Source organism: Roseateles subflavus (genome assembly GCF_030285365.1).
Taxonomy (GTDB): Bacteria; Pseudomonadota; Gammaproteobacteria; order Burkholderiales; family Burkholderiaceae_C; genus Roseateles_B; species Roseateles_B subflavus.
In genome coordinates this window covers 309080-328149 of record NZ_JASVDS010000001.1, presented here as the reverse complement: position 1 = coordinate 328149, position 19070 = coordinate 309080, and the positions used below count along the sequence as shown (strand labels likewise).

Annotated in this window: 20 protein-coding genes; 10 read left to right on the top strand and 10 right to left on the bottom strand. The window is 72.1% G+C overall.

Features of this window, described 5'->3' with window-relative positions; translation table 11 throughout:
- Window positions 1–63 precede the first annotated feature (63 nt).
- Window positions 64–828, top strand: a complete 765-nt coding sequence (locus QRD43_RS01450; RefSeq protein ID WP_285980690.1) for a hypothetical protein — start codon at window positions 64–66, stop codon at window positions 826–828.
- Window positions 829–852: 24 nt separating this feature from the next.
- Here the strand turns inward: QRD43_RS01450 and QRD43_RS01445 are convergent, their stop codons facing one another.
- Entirely contained in the window at window positions 853–1830 is a 978-nt protein-coding gene (locus tag QRD43_RS01445; RefSeq protein ID WP_285980689.1) for a hypothetical protein, read from the bottom strand.
- Window positions 1831–1966: 136 nt separating this feature from the next.
- On the opposite strand from QRD43_RS01445, the gene QRD43_RS01440 reads away from it, so the two are divergent.
- On the top strand, window positions 1967–2374 hold the full coding sequence (locus QRD43_RS01440) for a VOC family protein (RefSeq protein WP_285980688.1): 408 nt from the start codon (window positions 1967–1969) through the stop codon (window positions 2372–2374).
- Window positions 2375–2435: 61 nt separating this feature from the next.
- Here the strand turns inward: QRD43_RS01440 and QRD43_RS01435 are convergent, their stop codons facing one another.
- From QRD43_RS01435 to QRD43_RS01425, 3 genes are all read right to left on the bottom strand, one after another.
- The gene (locus QRD43_RS01435) at window positions 2436–3077 is read right to left on the bottom strand and encodes a PEP-CTERM sorting domain-containing protein (RefSeq protein WP_285980687.1); all 642 of its coding nucleotides are present in this window, start codon (window positions 3075–3077) and stop codon (window positions 2436–2438) included.
- 218 nt (window positions 3078–3295) lie between these two features.
- The gene (locus tag QRD43_RS01430; protein WP_285980686.1) at window positions 3296–5299 is read right to left on the bottom strand and encodes an OPT family oligopeptide transporter; all 2004 of its coding nucleotides are present in this window, start codon (window positions 5297–5299) and stop codon (window positions 3296–3298) included.
- Between the two features lie 184 nt (window positions 5300–5483).
- The gene (locus QRD43_RS01425) at window positions 5484–6071 is read right to left on the bottom strand and encodes a GNAT family N-acetyltransferase (protein WP_285980685.1); all 588 of its coding nucleotides are present in this window, start codon (window positions 6069–6071) and stop codon (window positions 5484–5486) included.
- A gap of 124 nt (window positions 6072–6195) precedes the next feature.
- Between QRD43_RS01425 and QRD43_RS01420 the strand changes: the two genes are divergently transcribed.
- A complete protein-coding gene (locus tag QRD43_RS01420; RefSeq protein WP_285980684.1) occupies window positions 6196–7983 on the top strand; it encodes a PKD domain-containing protein in 1788 nt (595 codons plus the stop codon).
- Between the two features lie 46 nt (window positions 7984–8029).
- Here the strand turns inward: QRD43_RS01420 and mobA are convergent, their stop codons facing one another.
- The 3 genes from mobA to moaA form a co-directional block, all read right to left on the bottom strand.
- On the bottom strand, window positions 8030–8707 hold the full coding sequence (gene mobA, locus QRD43_RS01415) for a molybdenum cofactor guanylyltransferase MobA (protein ID WP_285980683.1): 678 nt from the start codon (window positions 8705–8707) through the stop codon (window positions 8030–8032).
- The gene (locus QRD43_RS01410) at window positions 8682–9038 is read right to left on the bottom strand and encodes a hypothetical protein (protein ID WP_285980682.1); all 357 of its coding nucleotides are present in this window, start codon (window positions 9036–9038) and stop codon (window positions 8682–8684) included. The genes mobA and QRD43_RS01410 overlap by 26 nt, the downstream gene beginning before the upstream one ends.
- A 340-nt stretch (window positions 9039–9378) precedes the next feature.
- A complete protein-coding gene (moaA, locus tag QRD43_RS01405) occupies window positions 9379–10515 on the bottom strand; it encodes a GTP 3',8-cyclase MoaA (protein WP_285980681.1) in 1137 nt (378 codons plus the stop codon).
- 196 nt (window positions 10516–10711) lie between these two features.
- Here moaA and QRD43_RS01400 point away from each other — a divergent pair, with 196 nt between their 5' ends.
- The 6 genes from QRD43_RS01400 to QRD43_RS01375 all read left to right on the top strand — a co-directional run bounded on the left by QRD43_RS01400 (window position 10712) and on the right by QRD43_RS01375 (window position 15622).
- A complete protein-coding gene (locus tag QRD43_RS01400) occupies window positions 10712–11500 on the top strand; it encodes a substrate-binding periplasmic protein (protein ID WP_285980680.1) in 789 nt (262 codons plus the stop codon).
- Between the two features lie 165 nt (window positions 11501–11665).
- Window positions 11666–11836: a hypothetical protein gene (locus QRD43_RS01395; RefSeq protein ID WP_285980679.1), complete on the top strand. Its 171-nt coding sequence runs from the start codon at window positions 11666–11668 to the stop codon at window positions 11834–11836.
- Between the two features lie 36 nt (window positions 11837–11872).
- A complete protein-coding gene (locus tag QRD43_RS01390) occupies window positions 11873–13039 on the top strand; it encodes an MvdC/MvdD family ATP grasp protein (protein ID WP_285980678.1) in 1167 nt (388 codons plus the stop codon).
- Window positions 13036–13665 (top strand): DUF6624 domain-containing protein, encoded by a 630-nt coding sequence (locus tag QRD43_RS01385; protein ID WP_285980677.1) that lies wholly within the window; start codon window positions 13036–13038, stop codon window positions 13663–13665. Before QRD43_RS01390 ends, QRD43_RS01385 begins: the two co-directional genes overlap by 4 nt.
- A gap of 53 nt (window positions 13666–13718) precedes the next feature.
- Complete coding sequence (locus tag QRD43_RS01380) at window positions 13719–14183, top strand: GNAT family N-acetyltransferase (protein ID WP_285980676.1); 465 nt, start codon at window positions 13719–13721, stop codon at window positions 14181–14183.
- A 359-nt stretch (window positions 14184–14542) separates the two neighbouring features.
- A complete protein-coding gene (locus QRD43_RS01375) occupies window positions 14543–15622 on the top strand; it encodes a branched-chain amino acid ABC transporter permease (RefSeq protein WP_285980675.1) in 1080 nt (359 codons plus the stop codon).
- 9 nt (window positions 15623–15631) lie between these two features.
- Here QRD43_RS01375 and QRD43_RS01370 read toward each other — a convergent pair whose 3' ends face one another.
- Both QRD43_RS01370 and QRD43_RS01365 read right to left on the bottom strand, forming a co-directional pair.
- The gene (locus tag QRD43_RS01370) at window positions 15632–15835 is read right to left on the bottom strand and encodes a hypothetical protein (RefSeq protein WP_285980674.1); all 204 of its coding nucleotides are present in this window, start codon (window positions 15833–15835) and stop codon (window positions 15632–15634) included.
- On the bottom strand, window positions 15832–16935 hold the full coding sequence (locus QRD43_RS01365) for an alpha/beta fold hydrolase (protein ID WP_285980673.1): 1104 nt from the start codon (window positions 16933–16935) through the stop codon (window positions 15832–15834). Before QRD43_RS01365 ends, QRD43_RS01370 begins: the two co-directional genes overlap by 4 nt.
- A 110-nt stretch (window positions 16936–17045) precedes the next feature.
- Between QRD43_RS01365 and QRD43_RS01360 the strand changes: the two genes are divergently transcribed.
- Window positions 17046–17666 carry a Crp/Fnr family transcriptional regulator gene (locus QRD43_RS01360; protein WP_285980672.1) on the top strand — a complete coding sequence of 207 codons (621 nt, stop codon included), beginning with the start codon at window positions 17046–17048 and terminating at the stop codon, window positions 17664–17666.
- 2 nt (window positions 17667–17668) lie between these two features.
- Here the strand turns inward: QRD43_RS01360 and QRD43_RS01355 are convergent, their stop codons facing one another.
- Window positions 17669–18997, bottom strand: coding sequence for a hypothetical protein (locus QRD43_RS01355; protein WP_285980671.1), 1329 nt, complete (start codon window positions 18995–18997; stop codon window positions 17669–17671).
- Window positions 18998–19070: the final 73 nt, after the last annotated feature.

Sequence of the window (19070 nt, the reverse complement as noted above, 5' to 3'; positions counted from 1 at the left end):
TCATCCGGAAATGTGCCGGCCATGATAGCGTTAGCACTTTGTCACATGCATCAGGGAGCCGCGATGACGTTCGATCTCAAGCAGGCACGCGCCTTTGTCGCATCGGCCGCCTTGCCGGCGCGGCCCGCGGGTGCGGTGCAGCAGGATTCCACGGCGGTGTTCTTCGAGTCCACCAAGCCCCAGACGGTGGTGGTCGGCTCGGATGTGATGGCTTTCGTGGCCGGCGTCGAGGGCGAGGTGCGCAGCGCGCTGTCCGACTCCGCACTGTTGGCCCAGCTCGTGGCCAACCAGAAGAACCCCGACAAGGAGGACGTCCTGAGCTGGTTCGAGGACTACTTCGAGGTGCTGCAGTCGATCGGCTGGACGGTCCAGGACAACGGCTTCGTGGAGTACGCGGAATCCGGCGAGGGCTTCGAGGTGCACGAGAAGATCCTGGAGTTCGCGACCGCGGCGCTGGGCCCGGCGCCGGCCGCGCTGGCCGTGGTGACGGCCACGCTCAATGCGCTCAAGGACGTGGGCTCCAACGCCGGCTGGATCACCATCTTCAATCGCGAGACGCAGCACTCGAAGGCCGGCCGCTTCCAGATCTCCGTGGCCGAGCCGGACACGAAGGGCGGGGTGCTCGTGACGATGCTGGCCTTTGCGCTGAAGGCCGAGAAGACGGTGACGCAGGTGCTCTTCTTCAAGGTCAAGAAGACCGAGGCCACGTTCCGCAAGAACGAGGGCAAGGCGTCCATCAACATGGAAGCCCTGAAGAGCCTGAGGGACCCGATCCGCAAGAAGGTGCTGGACTTCCAGCTCGGCTACGTCGCCGGCCTGCTGACCTGAACCTCGCGCCGGGCAGGCGCGTCCTCAGGCGAGGGCCAGGGCCGGCCCGGTGGCGCGCGCCTCCCGGTCGTGCAGGTCGATGACGTCGCGGATCTCGGCATGCACCGCCCCCGATCCCAGGGCGGCCTGGAAGCGGCAGGCGGCGAAGCCGGCGGCGGCGTGCTCGTAGGCCGCCACCCACTGCTCGCGCGGCGGCAGCCGGTCCGCAGCCACCGGCCACACGCCCGGCCGCGGCCGCAGAGGGGTGCCCATGCCGACGCGCCAGGGCTTGGCGCTGAGCCGGGCACGGAAGCAGCGCTGGTGCCGGCACATGCGCGCATAGAGCGGGTCGGTGCCGACGGCGTCGAAGAACGCGGTGACCTCGGGCGAGGTCGCCGCGAAGGGGGCATGGGTCGCCAGCAGGCGCAGGCCGCCCGGCGTGCGGTAGATGCGCAGGTTCCACGCGGGATGGGCGGCCAGGAAGCGCTCGATGCGCTGCAGGGCGAGCCGCTCGTGCCCGCCCCCGGCCATCACGCGCAGGCGCTGGAGCCCGCGCACGACGGCGCTGGCGCCGACGAGCGACAGCAGCCACAGGCCGACGCCGAAGCGCCCCCCGGCCATGACGCCGACGGCCACGCTCACCAGCGTCATCAGCGCGATGAGGGCCGGCGTGTGCCGGCCGCGGGGGGCGTCGGTGAAGTCGATGTCGGCAAAGAGCGCCGACGGCGTGTTGAGGCAGCGGGCCCCGTAGGCATTGCGCGTGATGACGCTGGCGCCCTGCCGGGCCAGCACCTCCTCGCGGATCGGCACGCCCTCGGCACCGTTGTAGGCCACGCGGCGCTCGCGACGCGCCAGCGGCTGGCCGGCCAGGATCTGCTGCAGTGCCTCCTCGGCGCGGCGCTCGGCCATGGCCTGGGCGTCGGCCTGGCTGTGCTCGGACCAGCCGAAGCGGCGGACGGTGGTCTGGCGGCCCGCGGCGCGGTGCTGCCGGCGGGCTTCCGCCCAGAAATCGGGGACGATCATGCGTCGGTCCTGGTGGGGATGTCGGGAGGCCCCGCGGAATCTAGCATTGACGTGGCACGGGCTGTCGAATCCGCCGCCCGCCGAACGTCGTACCGGTGTGGCCCGAACCGGGCCTCATCCACCCAAGGAGCCCCTCATGCCCAAGTCGATCTTCATCAGCCTGCCCGTGGCCGACGTGTCGCGGTCCACCACCTTCTACGAGGCCCTCGGCTTCATCCGCAATCCGCAGATGAGCGACGAGAACGGGTCCTGCATGGTCTGGAGCGAGGCCATCATGGTCATGCTCGTCTCGCACGCGAAGTGGCGCACCTTCACCTCGCGGCCCTTCCCGCCGGCCGGCAGCAGCGACCACATGCACTCGCTCGTGCTGGACAGCCGCGAAGCCGTCGATGCGATGAACGAGGCCGCGGCGGCCCATGGCGGGCAGGCGGACGTGAACCCGATGGAGGATCACGGCTTCATGGTCACCCGGGACCTGGCCGACCCGGACGGCCATCTGTGGGCGGCGCTGTGGATGGATCCGGCGGCGATGCCGGGCGCCTGAGCGCCGTCGGCGCATGAAAAAGGGCGCCCCGCGGGGCGCCCTCATGACCCGCGGTGCTGGATCAGGCCTGGGTGTTGGCAGCGCGCTTGCGCAGTGCGCCAGCGGCCAGCAGGCCGGCGGCGAGCAGGGCCAGCGAGCCGGGTTCCGGCACGTTGTTCGAACCGCCACCCACCAGCTGCATGTGCGGCAGCAGCGGGTTGGAGTTGGAGGGCGCAGCGCCTTCGAAGCCTTCGATGACGGTCAGCGCGCCGTAGTTGTGCGGCACGAAGCTGCCGGGATCTTCCCAGGAGTACTTGGTGCCCAGGTTCGAACCCAGCCAGGCCGAGTCGCTACGGGCGAAGTTGATGACGTAGTAGCTGCCTTGCAGGAAGGAGAAGTTGAAGGCCTGGTTCTGGTAGCCGCTGCCGGCGTTCAGATTGAAGGACACCGAGCTCAGCAGGCTGCCGGCGGTGTGGCCGTTGGTGCTGCTGTAGATCGAGAACTTGAAGCCTTGCTGTGCGCTCAGGACGTTGAGGTCGATGCCCAGGGCGGACATCGAGAAGTTCTGGTTGAACAGAACGCCGACACCACGACCGCCGCCCATGCCACCGTTGTCATAGCCGGAGGAATAGACGCGACCCTGGTCCAGCGTCAGCAAAGTGGCGTGGCTGGAGAGGCTGACGGTGGCCAGCAGCGCGGCCAGCAAGGTGGGGACGAATTTCATGTCTTGTGCTGTTGAGTGGACAGTCGAGATTGACCGTCCAACGCATGCAGAAATCGTGCCACTTTCCAAGTCACTGATTCGTAAGTGAAATTTCCAGCCGAACGCGTCGCAGTCACAAAGTTGTAAACAATGCCGACACGACAGCAGGGGCACTGTGGCGGGCGGGCCCCAAAAAAAGGGCGCCCCGCGGGGCGCCCTTGTCCATCGCTGCCCGGACCTCAGGCCTTGGCATTCATGCCCAGCAGGCGGCGGTACATCAGCACGCCCAGGCCAGCGAAGGCCAGGCCGCCGAGCCACTTGGCGGTGGTCTCGAAGTGCTCGCCCACCAGCGCCAGGGGCTCGCCCTGGCCGGAGAACACGACGACGGCGGCCAGGACCACGCCGATCAGGCTCTCACCCACGATCATGCCGGAGGCCAGCAGCACGCCCAGCTGCTTGGTGGGCTCGGGCTTGGCGCTGCGCTCGGCGCGGCGGTCGAAGAGCCAGCCGGCGATGGCGCCCACCACGATCATCAGCGTGCTGTTGAGCGGCAGGTAGATGCCCAGGCCGATGGCCAGGGGCGGCAGGTAGGCCTTGCCGCTGCTGGCACGCTTGAGGAACTCGTCCACCAGTATGGCCGTCACGCCGATCAGGGCGCCGATGCCGATCAGGTTCCAGTTCAGGTCGCCCTGGATCACGCCCTTGGCCAGGGCCGAGATCAGGGCGGCTTGCGGTGCGGCGAGGGCGGTGGCCGGATTGGCCCCGGGCGCGCCGGCAAAGCCGTAGGCCTTGTTCAGCAGGTCCAGCACCGGCGGAATCACCACGGCGCCGGCCAGCACGCCGATGATCAGCGCGACCTGCTGGCGCCACGGCGTGGCGTCTACCAGCTGGCCGGTCTTCAGATCCTGCAGGTTGTCGTTCGAGATGGTCGCCACGGCGAACACCACGGCCGTCACGAAGAGGGCGAAGGCCACGAGCGCCTGGCCTGCGGTGGGCGGCAGCAGGGGCTTGACGGTGAAGGCGAGGATGAGCGCGATGCCCAGCACCACAAGGATGCCCACGCCCGAGAGCGGGCTGTTGGACGAGCCGATCAGGCCGGCCATGTAGCCGCACACGGCGGCCACGAAGAAGCTCATCAGCACGATGTAGACGAGACCGCCGATCACCAGCAGGGCGAGGTGGTCGCCCAGGCCGGCGGTGCCGATGAAGTGGGCCAGCATGAAGCCGATCGGCACCAGGCAGGCGGCGGTGATCAGGCCGACGGTGCCGATGGGGATGTCACGCTCGGTGCGGGGCAGGCTCGCGGCCTGTCCGGCCTTGCGGACCTTGTTGGCCATCAGGGCGCCGTGCAGGCCGTCGAAGACCGGGCGGGCCAGCTTCACGAGCGTCCACAGGGCGGCGACGCCGATGGCGCCGGCGCCGAGGAAGCGCACCTGCTTGCTCCACACGGAACGGGCGATCTCCTGCGCCGGGCCGGACGATTCCACGAGGCCGGTGAGGTAGGGCACCGCCCCGCCCCAGGCGATCAGCGCGCCGATCAGGATGGCCAGGCCCACCCACAGGCCGACCAGGTGGCCGACGGCCAGCAGGGCGAAGCTGAGGTTGAAGTCGAAGCCGGTGGCGCTGTTGGGGTTGTTCGGCAGGCGGAAGTAGTCGGCGATCTTGTCGGCGAAGACCTTGGTGGCGATCACCACCGCGAAGCCGGCCGAGACGAGGGCCCCCATCACGATGGCGCGCAGGCCCTGGCGGCTGCTTTCGCCGGCCTCCTCGCCATCGGCGTGGCCGACCTTGAGCACCTCGGCGCAGGCCACGCCCTCGGGGTAGGGCAGCGGCGAGTTGGTGACCAGGGCGCGGCGCAGGGGGATGGAGTACATCACGCCCAGCACGCCGCCCAGCGCGCAGATGGTGACGGAGACCCAGTAGGGGAAGCCCGTCCACCAGCCCAGCATCACGAGGCCCGGCAGCACGAAGATGATGGAGGACAGCGTGCCCGCCGAGGAGGCGATGGTCTGCACGATGTTGGTCTCGCCGATGGAGTTGCCGGCGAACTTGCGCAGCAGGGCCATGGAGATGACCGCGGCGGGGATGGACGTCGCGAAGGTCAGGCCGGCCTTGAGGCCGAAGTAGACGTTCGCGGCCGTGAAGACCAGGGTGATGAGGATGCCCAGCACGATGCCGCGCAGGGTCAGTTCGCTCCCGAGCGGGATGGCGGGGTGGGTCGTGGGCGTCTGAGACGAGCTCATGGCACGGCTTCCTTGTTGTCAGTGGAGGGCCCGCCGCGGACGGGCGGGCCTCGGAAGCCGGCATCATCGCCTGTGGCGGCGCCGGCGGGATCGGGGCGACTACGGGGGGTGCGAGCGGATTCCGGGCCCGGGGCGGCCCTCGCCCATGGGTCAGGTCTTGCCTGGCTGGTGCCCCGCGCGGCGATCAGGCCGCGGGGCCGGGCGGGCGCAGGCGGTGGACCATGAGGTCCTTGTCCAGCACGCGGCCGTCGGGCAGGACGATGGCGCCCTCCAGCCGGCCGTAGCGGGTGAAGCCGCAGTGCTCGTAGAGCTTGCGCGCCGCGGTGTTGCTCCGGGTGACGCTGAGGGTGACCAGCTGCAGCGCGTCGTCCTGGATCAGGAGGGCGAGGGCGGCCTGCATGAGCGCGCGGCCGATGCCCCGCCCCTGCGCGGCGTCGGCCACCATCATCCCGACGACATGGGCGATGTGGCGGATCTTGGCCCGGCCGTCGCGCTCGGCGGAGAGGGCCCCCAGCAGCTGCGGGCCGTCCCAGGCCAGCAGCGTGAAGAGGCAGTGCCCGGCGCCGGTGAGGCGGCTGCGGTAGCTCTCGGCGTCCCGGCCGCGTTCGGCGGCGGCATCCGAGGTGAAGGCCTCCTCGTGCTGCGCCAGCATGGCGTCACGCAGGGTCTTGTAGGCGGTGAGGTCGCCCTCGCGCATCAGGCGGATCTCGAGCGCCAGCGGCAGGCCGGTGGCGGCGGACGGGGCGAGGCGGGACGCGGCGGGGCTGAGCATGGCTGCAAGCATAGGTGATGGCCGGCGCGGGACTGTCAGGACTTGCAGCTACGCAAGGCGGGGGCCTTCGCGATCATGGCCCCGCTGTACCTCATCCCGTCCACTTCAACGCATCGAGGACACCATGACCCTGACACGCCTTCTCGTCGCCGGCCTGCTCGCCGCCCTGCCGGTGCTTGCGCCGGCCCAGTCCGGCGGCCCCGGCGCCCCGGCCCTTCCCAAGCCCGTGACCGTGGCGCAGCCCGTCGCCGCGGACCTGCGCTTCAGCGTCGATCCGCGCCAGGCCCTCGGCACCCGCGAACGCCGCGTGAGCCAGCAGGTCCGCGCGGCCGGCGCGGATTTCGTCAAGGTGCACTTCGCCGATTTCCGGCTGCCGGCCGGCGCGCATGTGCTGGTCGCCTCGGCCGACGGCAAGGAAGTGCACCGCTATGACGCCCTGCCCGAGGCCTCGGCCGCCAACCGCACCTTCGACCGCAGCCAGGGCGAGGACGGGGTGACGCGCTTCGCGGCACTCTCCGTCTTCGGCGAGAGCGCCACGGTGACGCTGGTGCTGCCGGCGGGCGTGGCCTGGGGCGCGTCGAACGCCCTGCGCATCGACCAGTTCCACGCCGGTCGCATGGCCGCCGCGGCCGAGGCGCAACGCACGACGCTGTCCGTCTGCGGGAGCGACGAGCGCAAGGCGCCCGCGTGCTTCGCCAGCACCTACCCTTCGCAGGTGGACCGCACCCGCCCCGTGGCGCGCCTGCTGATGGCGGGCAGCAGCCTGTGCACCGGCTGGCGCGTGGGCCCGGACAACCGCCTGTTCACCAACAACCACTGCTTTGCAGACCAGTCGACGCTCACCAACACCGAGGTCTGGTTCAACTACCAGTACACCACCTGCGGCGGCAGCACGCTCGCCACGGTGACCAAGGTGACCGGCGGCACGCTGCTCAAGACCGACGCCACGCTGGACTACACGCTCTTCACGATCAACAACTTCGCCAATGTGGCCAGCTTCGGCTACCTCGGCCTGGAAGTGCGTGACCCGGTGCTCAACGAGGCCATCTACATCGCCCAGCACGGGGGCGGCAGCCCCAAGCAGCTGGCCGTCACGAGCGACCAGGACGGCGGCGGCAACTGCAAGATCAACAACGCCAACGCCAACGCAAACGGCAACGGCACGGGCACCGACGTGGCCTACTACTGCGACACCGAGGGCGGCTCGTCCGGCTCGCCGGTGATCGCCGGCAGCAGCCACAAGGCCCTGGCCCTGCACCACTTCGGCGGCTGCACCAACCAGGGCGTGAAGATCAGCAAAATCTGGCCCCAGGTGGCGACGCACTTCAACAACCAGGTCCCGAACGGCGACAGCGGCGGCGGCACCAACACGCCGCCCGTGGCCAGCTTCACCAGCAGCTGCACGGGCCTGACCTGCACCTTCTCCGGCGCGGGCTCGAGCGACGCCGACGGCAGCATCGTCAGCTACGCCTGGAACTTCGGTGACGGCAGCACCGGCAGCGGCCTGCAGCCGGCTCGCACCTACGCGGCCGCCGGCAGCTACACCGTCAGCCTGACGGTCACCGACGACAAGGGCGCCAGCGCGAGCAAGTCCGCCAGCGTGAGCGTGACGGGCACCGGCAGCGGCTTCCCCAAGACCAATCTCGCGGCGGCCAAGGGCACCTGGCTGAGCTATGCCTACACCGTGCCGGCCGGCGTGAGCAGCGTCACCTTCACCAGTGGCGGCGGCAGCGGCGATGCGGACCTCTACCTGCGCAAGGGCGCCGCGCCCACCACCAGCAGCTACGGCTGCCGCTCCTGGGGCAGCACCACGGCCGAGACCTGCACGCTGTCCGTGGCCGCGGGCGATGTCGTCTACGTGGGGCTGTATGCCTACGCGGCGTTCTCGGGGGTCACGCTGAGCCTGAAGTAGTCGCCAGGCCGGCCTGACGACGGACGGGCCCCGCGGGGCCCGTCGCTCATCCGGCGCGGGCGCGCCAGCGGGCCTCGAGGGTGGCCAGCGCCTCGGGGGTGTTGGCATTGGCCAGCATGAGCGCGTCCGCATCGCGATCGAAGCGCACGCGGGCGTGCGGCTGGCTTGTGAGCCACTGGCCCAGCCGCCGTTCGCCGCCTGCCAGCGCCGCCGCCAGCGGTGCCGCCAGCGAACGGTGCATCAGCGCGAAGGCGGGATGCAGCCGCCAGCCGCCGCGCTCCTCGTCGGGCCCCTCGACCAGCGCCACAAGCGCTGCCGGTGCCGCCTCGAGTGCCGCAGCCAGGCGCCCGGCGAGGTCCGGCACCACGGCGGGGCTGTCGCAGGGCACGCACAGCAGCCAGTCCGTGCCGGCCGCCCGCAGGCCCGTCAGCAGCCCGGCCAGCGGGCCCAGAAAACCGGGGGGATCGTCGGCCAGCACCGGCGCGCCCAGTGCCGCATAGGCCTCGGCATGCCGGTTGGCGCTGATCAGCACGGACGCCACCTGCGGCGCCAGCCGTTCCAGGGCGTGGGCCGCCAGCGGGCGCCCCTGCAGCGGCAGCAGGCCCTTGTCCTGCCCACCCATGCGCCGGCCTTCGCCGCCGGCCAGGATCAGCCCAGTGATCTGAGCCGGCGTGGGCGCGGGGCGTGGCGCCCGCGGCTCAACCACGGCGTCGCGGCCGGTCATCGGCCGGGCTCGGGCGGTGGGACGCCTCGGGGAAATCGTCCCCCAGCACCTGCCGCCCCTTCATCACCGCCAGGATCCACGTGCCGATCAGCCAGGTCAGCACCATGCTCAGGCTGAAGAGGATGGCGCCCATCACCATGTAGTCCACCAGCAGCTGCTGGCGTTCCGCGTCGTTGTGCAGCCCGGGCTGCTGCCCCTGCTTGATCCAGACGCCCAGCAACCAGGGCACCACGAAGCTCAATGCCGTGAACAGCAGCGCCCGGCGCCGCACCGGCCGCGTGAACCAGCCCGTGAGGGCTTCCTGGAAATGCTCGGGAGGAGAAGGCGACATGGCGGTCTCGCGGTCCGTCAGAGGCCGCCGCAGCCGGCAAGCCGCGCGCCCGGCAGCGGCTCGGTCCTGGAGCGGCCGAAGCTGTTCAATGCGAATCGCCCGTCCACGTCCGCGCCGCCGTCGGGCCACGTCCGTGGGTTCTCAGGCGCGACGGCCGAGGATCCGGCTTTGCCGACCCAACTCAGGCCGTGTGGGTCCGGGACGGGCCAACCGCCAACCGACGCCACCCGCCCGGGCCGCGCCAGCAGGCCCACAGGCACGACGGCCGAGGATCCGGCTCTGCCGGTCCTGCGGCCGTGCCCCCTGAGGGGGCCGGCGAAGCCGGTAGGGGGGGCGCCCATCACCCGCCGATGTAGTGCATCTCGATCCGCCGCTGCCCGCTCCCCGGCTCGGCCGAGAGCTGCGAGCGCAGCTCGGAGTAGCGGTCCGCGCGCCGGTTCCACAGGCCGGCCAGCGTGGCGGCCAGGGCGTCGTCGTCGAGCTGGGGCTGCCCGCGCTCGCCGCGCAGCAGCGAGCGCAGGTCGTGACCGCCGCTGGCGAAGAGGCAGGTGTAGAGCTGCCCCTCGGTCGAGAGCCGTGCGCGGTTGCAGTCGCCGCAGAAGGCCTGCGTGACGCTGGAGATCAGGCCGATCTCGCCCGAGCCGTCGGCATAGCCCCAGCGCTCGGCGGTCTCGCCCGGCGCGCTGGCCGAGAGCGGCACCAGATCCCAGTGTTCGCGCAGCCGCGCCAGCACGTCGGCGGAGGGCAGGACCTCGTCCATGCGCCAGCCGTTGCTCGCGCCGACGTCCATGTACTCGATGAAGCGCAGGACCACGCCCGTGCCCCGGAAATGCCGGGCGAGCGGAACGATCTGGTCCTCGTTGGTGCCGCGCTTGACCACCATGTTGACCTTGATGGGCCCGAGGCCCACGGCCTGCGCGGCCTCGATGCCGGCCAGCACCTCGCCCACCGGGAAGCCGACATCGTTCATGCGCTGGAAGACGGCGTCGTCCAGCGCATCCAGGCTCACGGTGACGCGGCGCAGGCCGGCGTCCTTCAGGGCGCGGGCCTTGCGGGCGAGCAGCGAGCCGTTGGTCGTCAGCGTGAGGTCCAGCGCCTGGCCCTCGGGCGTCCGCAGCGGCGCCAGCAACTCGACGAGCCGCTCCACATGCTTGCGCAGCAGCGGCTCGCCGCCCGTCAGCCGCAGCTTCTGCACCCCCAGGCGCACGAAGACGCCCGCCAGCCGGGTGATCTCCTCGAAGCTCAGCAGCTCCCCGTGCGACAGGAAGGGGTGGTAGTGGTCGAAGACCTCCTTCGGCATGCAGTAGCTGCAGCGGAAGTTGCAGCGGTCCGTCACGGAGATGCGCAGGTCGCGCAGGGGGCGCCCGCGGGCGTCCAGCAGGGCGGCGCCGGGCGCGGGCAGGGCGATCCCGGCCGGCAGCGGCGGCACCGGGGAACGCTGGCGCTGGTCCAGCAGGGGGATCACACGTTCGGACATGGCGGCCATTGTGCCGCGCAGCGCAGGCCGGCGCCGCGGCAAGGGAAATCGGCTTGAGCCATGTCAAGCGAAGCGCCCGGCGCCAAGGGGCGGCGGCGGGCCCGGCCGCCGGCCGGCAGCGGTGACAAGTCACGGAAATCCGCCTCGACGGGCCCCGCCGTCAGCTTCAGGCAGGCTCGGGCGCCATCATGGAGCCATGTGCGTCCACCGCCCGCCGACACGGCCTCCGACCCGCCGCGCCTGCCTGCAGACGCTGCTGCTCGCCGGCGCCGGGAACCTGCCGGCCTGGGCATCCCCGGGGCCGGGCCTGGACCCGCTCCTGGGCTATGCCCACTCCTTGCCGCCGCTGAGCTATGAAGAGGGCGGGCGCGTGCAGGGCCTCTTCGTCGACTTGTTCCGCGAGATGGCCGCCCAGCTGGGCCTGCCGGCCGTCGTCGAGATCCAGCCCTTCCTGCGCCTGCAGCAGTCCGCCATGCTGGGCCCGAGCGTCGTCGCCTTCCCGCTGGTGCGCCTGCCCGAGCGCGAGGAGATGTACCAGTGGATCGGCCCGGTCCTGCGCCGCCGCGTGATGCTCTACCGCCTCGCCCAGCGCCAGGACCTCGAGTTCAAGGGCTGGTCGCGCCTCGGCGGCGCGCAGGTCGTGGTGAACAAGGGCACCGCCACGCACCGCAAGCTGCTGGAGGAGTTCCGGGTGCCGGCCGCGCAGCTGCAGGTCTCGGCCAACTACGCCACTGCGGTGCGCATGCTGGTGGCGGGGCGGGCCGACTTCATGGCCATGAACGAACTCGCTGCGGCCTGGGCCGCCCGCCAGCAGGGCCTGGCCAGCGACGCGCTGCGGCCCGTCCAGGAGCTCGACGGCGACGGTGCCTACTGGTTCGGCGTGGTCCCCGGCGCGAAACCGCTCGCCCAGGCGCTGCAGGAGGGGCTGGAGCAGCTCCGTCGGCAGGGCCGGGTGGAGGCGCTGCGCCGGCAGTACGGCGTCTGAGGCCCCCGCCCTCGCGGCGTCGGCGGGTGCCGACCGTCCATCCCAAAGACGTTGGATGTAAGGTCTTACAGGGGTGACTTTGCGCATCCAATAACGGGTCAGCTCCTGTGCAAGACTCGCGCCGCCCGGCGAGGGAGCCGGGCTTTTCAAACATTGGAGAACCCCATGACTCAAGAAATCAAGACCCCGGCCCCCGTGGCCGTGCAAGCCGAACGCGTTCTGGCCCGCAAGCTGGCTGTCGAGCTGAGCACCGAAGAGCTGCAGCACGTGGCTGGCGGTCACGTTCCCCCGAAGGGCGAGACCTGCAGCGGCAGCGACTGCGACGTGGCCAAGTAAAGCCTCAAGGGCATGGCCCGCGGTCTTCGCGCGGCCATGCCCCCTGACATCATGAATCTCGACGTCCTGATTTCCACGGTGCCCGATGACATCCATGCGGGCACGGTATCCCTGGCACTGGAGCAGCATGGCGCCCGCGTCCAGCGCTGGTATCCCTCGGCCTACCCGCTGGGGGACACGCTCTCCTTCCAGATCGACGCGCAGGGCCGCGCCGCGAGCCACCTGAGCGTGCATGGCGCGCCGCTGCCCTTCGAGGAGTCCCGCATCGGGGCCTTCTGGTACCGCCGCCAGGGGCTGCCCACGCTGTCACCGGCGCTGCATCCCGCCGACCTCGGCATGGCGCTGAAGTCCACCCAGCGCATCACGGACGACGCCATGGCCCGGCTGTCTCAGCGCGCCGGCCTGCCCGTGAACCCGTTCCACCAGGCCGACGTGGTCGAGCGCTCCAAGATGCTGCAGCTGCGCCAGGCGCTGGCCCTGGGGCTGGCCTGCCCGCCGACGCTGATCAGCAACGATCCGGACGAGGTCCGTGCCTTCATTCGCCGTCACGAAGGCGAGGTCGTGTTCAAGTCCCTCTACTTCTCGGTCTGGGACAGCGACGCCGGCCAGGCCACCAATTTCACCGCTTCGGTGGGCGAGGCCGATCTGCCCGGCGACGCCATCCTGCGTTCCTGCCCCGGCATCTTCCAGCGCCGCGTCGACAAGTCCCACGAACTGCGCGTCGTGGTCATGGGCACGCACGTGACGGCGCTGCAGCTGGATTCGCAGTTCGCGGACCGCTCGCGCCTGGACTGGCGCGTGCTCGGCGGCGAGGTGCCCATGCGCCCCGTCACGCTGGAGCCGAAGCTGCGCCAGCAGTGCATCGACCTGATCCACGGCCTCGGGCTGTGCTTCGGCAGCATCGACCTCATCGTCGATGTCGACGGCCGGGCGGTGTTCCTCGAGGTGAACCAGCAGGGCCAGTTCCTGTGGCTGGAGGAGCATTGCCCGGAGGTGCCGCTGAGCGACACCATGGCGCAGTTCCTGCTCTCGGGCGACCCGCGCTTCGCCGGCCCGCAGCGCTCGCCGCGCCTGTCGTTCAATGCCGCCCGCGACGCGGCCTGGGATCTCGTCCAGCAGGACGTGAAGGCCTACGGCTTCGAGCTGGTCCGCAATGACGTCACCGTGGCCGAGCCAGCCTCCGAGTTCGGGGCCCAGGCATGAGGCCGGCGAGCCGGTTCCGGCTGCGGGCGCTGGCGGCGCTGGCGCTTGCACTGGGCACCGGGCTCGGGGCGGCGCAGGCGGCGCCGGCGAACGCCCAGGCCCAGCTGCAGGCCTGGCGCGACCAGGACCAGGCCATGATGGGCCAGCCCGAGGGGCCGGCCACGCAGGCTGAACGCCGGCAGCTGACCGATGTCTTCCGCCAGTGGGTGAAGGCCCATGGCTGGCCCTTGCGCTCCGAGGTCGGCGCAGCGGGGGCGCAGTCCGCCTGGCTGCTGGTGCAGCATGCCGACCACGACCCGGCCTGGCAGCAAGAGGCGCTGGCGCTGATGGAGGCGCTGCTGCCGCGCGGCGAGGTCAACCTCAGCGATCTGGCCTATCTGCGTGACCGCGTGGCCATGGCCACGAAGGGGCGCCAGTCCTACGGCACGCAGGGCGGCTGCCAGGGGCCGGGGCAGTGGGAGCCCTTCGCCATCGACGAGCCGGAGTCCCTGGACCGCCGGCGCGAGGCGATGGAGCTGCAAAGCATGAGCCGCTACCGGGCCCAGGCCTCGCGGGTGCTGTGCAGCGCCGAGCGCCTGGCGGCCAAGGCGGCTGCGCCCGCACCGGCGGGATCGGCCGCCCGCTAGCGGCCAGGCGGGGAACCGCGCCGGCAGGCCGGGTCCCCTGCACAATGCCGGCCATGGACATCGACTACCGACTTGCGCTGCCTGACGACATTGCTGCCTGCGTGGACCTGCGCGGCCGGACGCGCGAGAACGCCGTCTCGCCGCAGCGGCTGGCCGCGCTGGGCATCACGGTGGCGTCGTGGTCGGCGCAGGTGCGCGAGGGCGAACTCGTGGGGCATGTGGCCTGGCACGGCGCGCAGATGGCGGGGTATGCCTTCGGCGATGTCCGCACCGGCGAGGTCGTCGTGCTGGCGCTGCTGCCGGACTTCGAGGGCCGGGGCGTGGGCGCCACGCTGCTGAGCCGGCTGGTGGCCGACCTGCGGGCACGCGGGCACGCGCGGCTGTTCCTCGGCTGCGCCAGCGACCCGGCCGTGCGCTCCCATGGCTTCTACCGGCACCTGGGCTGGCGACCGACCGGTCGCCGGGACCGTCTCGGTGATGAGGAGCTGGAGCTGCTGCCGGACGACCCGCCGGCCTGAGGCGGCGTCACGTCACCGGCGAGGGCTTCCTCAGCGCCCGCCGGGCCCGGCGCTGAGCGTCGGGCCGCGCGACGGGAAAGGCCGTCTCGTCCGCGGCGCGCGCTGGCGCCCCGCGGCATGGCGGCTGTGGATCTCCTGGCATGGCGCATCCCCGGCAAGGGCCGGTCGTCGAACGCCCGACAGCACAAGAGCGTGGCCATCCGCGCCTCCCGGGCAGGCGTCCTGCCGGCGCCGGGACTGGTGCGGTGATGCGGCGATCGCCCGCGGCGGGGGCCCCGGCCGCGCATCGCCCGGGCGGGCCTGCTACGCTGCGGCGTCAGCACCCCGGGCGGGTGCGTCCACCGGGGCGGGAACACACCATGAATCGAGGCGACCCGATCGAATCAGGCGCCGGCCGGCAGCGCCTGCGCCGCGCCGGCCTGGCGATCGCGCTGCTGGCGCTGCCACTGCTGGCGCAGCAGCTGGGCCAGGCACCCGTCCGTGCGCTGGACCAGGCGCTGCTGTACGTCCTCCTGGCGCTCGGGCTGAACATCGTCGTCGGCTATGCGGGCCTGCTGGACCTGGGTTACGTCGCCTTCTATGCCATCGGGGCCTACGGCTTCGCGCTGCTGGCCTCGCCGCACCTGACGGAGCAGTTCACCAGCCTGCGGGCGGCCTTTCCCGGCGGGCTGCACGCCCCCTGGTGGCTGGTGCTGCCGCTGGCCGCGCTCTTGGCCGCCGGCGCCGGAATGCTGCTGGGCGCCCCCACGCTGCGCCTGCGGGGCGACTACCTGGCGGTGGTGACGCTGGCGTTCGGCGAGATCGTCCGCCTGTTCATCAACAACCTCGGTCACCCGGTCAACCTGACCAATGGCGCGCGCGGCATCAGCCCCATCGACGATCTGCAGCTCCTGGGCCACGGGCTGGGGCAGGCGCTGACGGTCGGCCCCCTGACGCTGGCGCCGGTCACGCTCTACGCCTACGTGCTGCTGGCCCTGGTGGCGACGGGCGTGGTGGTGAGCAGCCGCCTCGGGCAGTCGCGTCTGGGCCGGGCCTGGATGGCGCTGCGCGAGGATGAGACGGCGGCGCGGGCCATGGGCCTGGACACGCGGTGGCTGAAGCTCTGCGCCTTCGCCGTCGGGGCCAGCTTCGGCGGGGTGGCGGGCGTGATGTTCGCCGCGCTTCAGGGATTCATCTCGCCGGAATCGTTCAGCCTGCAGGAGTCCGTGCTGATCGTGGGCATGGTCGTGCTCGGTGGCAGCGGGCATGTGCCGGGCGTGATCCTGGGCGCAGTGCTGCTCTCGGCCCTGCCCGAGGTGCTCCGGCATGCCGCAGGGCCGCTGCAGCAGCTCACCGACGGCCACCTGGACGCCCCCATCCTGCGCCAGCTGCTGATCGCGCTGGCGATGACCGGCGTCATGTGGTGGCGGCCCCGGGGGCTGTGGGTGTCGGACCGCTGAGGGACGGCCTCAGATCACCCCGCGGCGGACCTTGTCACCCAGGACGGTGATGCCGCGCTGCCCGTTGGCCAGGGGCGCCGTCACGAGGCCGAGGTCCTGCAGGCGCTGCTGGATGGGCTCGGGCACGATGCGGCCGCCGGGCTGCTGCGGCATGTACCAGAGGTGGTCGCGTTCTTCGGCGGTCAGCTGGACGGTGGGAATTTCTTGGCTCATGGGGCGCACGTTACCAAATCTGCTCCGCTGCCCGCCCGGCAGGGGCTGCCGAGGAAGCGTCGCACGACGGCCAGGCTGGCCGCCGGCTGGTCGTTGAACATGAAGTGGCCGGCGCCCTCGAGGGTGGCCAGCCCTGCCCGTGACGCGGGCGCAAAGCGCGCCATCATGCGCCGCTGGTGCGCCTCGCCCTGGGCCTGGTTGCAGGCGCCGCGGACGAACAGCACCGGGCCGGTGTAGGCGGCGAGCCCCTGCGTGAAGTCCAGGCTGGCGGCGAAGGCCGGGTCCTCGCCCATGCGGGCGACGGTGGCCCGGAACACGGCATGGCCGCCTCGCCAGCCCTGCAGCGCCGGCAGCTGCCCGTGGCACAGGGAGGCCGGCGCCTGGAAGAGCGGCAGCAGGCGCTGGGCCATCCAGTCCTGGCGGGCGTGCGCATCGCCGTCGGTGCGGACGAACCACTGGCCCAGCCAGGCCTGGCTCACCCCCAGCACCCCCCGCCAGCCGGGCCAGCCGCCGCCGAGCGCGTCGAGCTCCCGCAGGCTGTCCTGCTCGAGAAAGCCGGGCTCGGCCAGCACGAGGCTGCGCACGCGCTCGGGATGCGCGCCCGCATAGGCCGTGGCCAGCATCGCGCCCCAGGAATGGCCCAGCAGATGCACGGGACGGCCGGGCGCATGGTGCTCGACCACGGCGTGCAGCTCGGCCAGGAAGCGCGCCACGGTGATGTCCGCGGCCGGCACGCGCTCGGTCAGCCCGCTGCCCAGCTGGTCGTAGAACACGACCCGGTAGTCGTCGGACAGCGCCTGCAGGCCGAGCAGGTAGCGGTAGTCGGCGCCCGAGCCGCCGTGCAGCACCAGCACGACCGGCCGGTCCTCTGCACCGAAGGCCTCGGTATGCACCCAGTGCCCGTCCAGGTGGGCGCGGGGCAGGTCCTCGCGCTCGGCGACGGTCGGCGGCACGCCGGTGCAGCCGGCGAGCAGGCCGAGGCCGCCCATCAGCGCCGCCGCCAGCGGCAGCAGCAGGCGGGCCAGCGCGCCGCGATCGACCGGCGGCGTGGTGGGGGCGGGTCGGGGCGCGGCCGTGGCGTCAGGTGTCGGTGGGAGCATGGCGGTGATCCAGTGTGAAGGGATGGGCCGCATGCTGGCGCGGGTGCCCCGGGGCCTCAATAACATCGGATAAGACCGCCCGCCGGCCACCTGAGGCACACTGCGCGACCATGCCGCTGCGCCCTCTTGCCCCCGACGAGTTCCCGGCCGCGCTCGCCGCGCTGCACCTCCTGCAGGACCCGGCCGAGCCTTTCTCGCCCGAGCCCTTCCATCCCCTGCTGGCCGGTATGCGTGCGGGGCTGCTGGCGCCGGGCGAGGCGCTGCTGCGGCCGGGGGACGCGCCCGCGCTGGAATGCGTGGTGCTCGAGGGCCTGCTTCGCAGCTGGGTGGGTGACAGCGAGGGACGCGCGGTGACGCTGGACTTCCATCCCGGACCCTCCGCCCTGACACCCGCCATCGCCCGCACCGATGCCGGCGGCGCACGCATCCACTGCGAGGCGCTGCTGTCCACGCGCGTGCTGGTCTTCGACGCGGCGCTGCTGGAGCGTTGCATGCTGGCCAGCCCGGCCGTGCAGCGCTGGGGCGACCGCATCCTGCGCCAGGAGCTGACGCGCCGGGCGGATCGCGAGTGGGCCCTTGCCGCGCTGTCCGCCCGTGAGCGCCTGCAGCAGCTGCGCCGTCGCTGGCCGACGCTGGAGGCGCAGGTGGCCCACCACCACATCGCCAGCTACCTGGGCATCACGCCCGTGAGCCTGAGCCGGCTGCGCGGGCAGCTCCGGCGCGACGCCTGAGCTCAGCGCCTCGGCCCGGAGGCCGCCCGGTCCACCGAGGGCAGCTCCTCCATCATGGAGCTGCCGCCCCGCTTCTCGCGGGCCCGCTGGATCAGGGCCTCCTGGGGCTGGCTGGCCGCGGCCCAGGCCTGCGCGGCCCGCTCCCATTCGCCGGTGCCCATCACCTGGCGAAGCAACTCGTGCAGCCGGCCCGCGCCGCCGCAAAGGTCCGGCCTGCTCTGGTCCAGCATGTGCTCGAACGCGGTGGCATTGGCGTCCATCAGGGCCTCGGAGAGCAGCTCGTAGCGCTCGCCGCGCCGTGCCCACTCCGCCCGCTGGGGATCGTCAGCCGGCACGGACCGGCGGGCGAAGGCCAGCGCCAGGGCGCGGTGCATCAGGTGTGGCATGTCCCACAGCAGCCCGGCGATGTGCGCGCAGGCACCGGCGGGCGCCGCGGGCGTCTGCCCGGGTGTGCAGGCCTGCAGCACGGGGCGGAGGGTGAGCAGCGGCAAGTGCATGACCTGCTGGCTCAGCAGCTCGGATTCCGCCGTCTGCAGCAGGCCGGGGGTGCGGGCCTGGGCGAGCGAGGCCACGGCCTGGGACAGGGTCAGGCTGTAGTCGTCCGCGCGGCGGGCATCCCGGCCCATGCGTTCGATCAGGTAGCTCAGCTGCTCCGGCGGCGGCTCGCGATCCTTGAGCTGGGCCAGCCAGGCCATGAGGTTGTCGGGCTCCAGCCGCGCCCATTGCGCGGCATCGACCATCCGGCAGCCCTCGGCCTTGCAGGGGCGCGCCAGGGCCAGGGCGGTCACCATGGGGTCGGTGCTGCGCCGCGCCAGGTCCTGCAGATGGGCACGGCTCGGGGTGTCGCCGGCGAGGTAGTCGCCGATGGCCTGGGAGCGTACATCGCTGCGGGCCTTCAGCGTCCGGATCCAGTCCTGCAGGCGCTGGGCCCGCGCGGCGTCCATCACCTGCTCGCCGTCGCTGGGGGGCTCGCCGTCGTTCGCGGCGTGGCCATCCTTGCCTGCGGCCTCCCGCGCCAGCGCGTCCTTCAGGATCTCCGCGGCGCCGTAGCCGCACCAGTCCGCGGCCATGCGCCGGGCACGGGGAGACAGCGTCGCGAAGAGATCGTCCGCCGCGAGGGCGGGGGCGCCGGCCCCCGAGGCGGGCACGACGACCGCGGGCGCCGAGGCGGCTGGCGTGGGGGGGTGGGGTGCCGAGGCCGGAGCGGGCGCTGCGGCCGTGCCGCGGGGGCCCTCGGCCGCCGGATCGGTCATGGCGCGGTACCCGAGTCCGATGCCCAGGCACAGGGCCAGCCCTGCCGCGCCCGCAATCTTCCGGTGTGTCCTCTTCATGTGCGCTCCCCGGGGCGGGAGTGTAGGGGCAGGCGGGCCCCGGGCTCCGTGCGGATGACGGGCCGGCAGGCGG